Genomic DNA, 304 nt, shown 5'->3' on the forward strand with positions numbered 1-304 from the left:
CCAATAACCCTAACGGTTACGACAACTAGAATTTTAGAAATAATGAGCGCCTCAAAAGGGCGCTTTGAACGGAGTTAGACCCCATGTTAAACACAGACTTTGACCCTACCGAGCATCCGCATCGCCGTTATAACCCCTTAACGGGACAGTGGATATTGGTGTCGCCGCACCGCGCTAAACGCCCCTGGAGCGGCCAAGATGAAGCGCCGTCTACGGCGACCTTGCCGAGCTACGATGCCGGCTGTTTTTTGTGTGCTGGCAATACCCGTGTATCGGGTGATAAAAACCCGGATTACACAGGCAC

1 protein-coding gene is annotated in these 304 nt (G+C 52.6%); it reads left to right on the forward strand.

Annotated elements, in window-relative coordinates:
* Positions 1-83: 83 nt before the first annotated feature.
* On the forward strand, positions 84-304 hold a 221-nt coding region (gene galT, locus Q4528_RS13325), incomplete at its 3' end, for a galactose-1-phosphate uridylyltransferase (protein WP_303521989.1).

This window comes from Staphylococcus pasteuri (assembly GCF_030547725.1).
GTDB classification, from domain to species: domain Bacteria; phylum Bacillota; class Bacilli; order Staphylococcales; family Staphylococcaceae; genus Staphylococcus; species Staphylococcus pasteuri.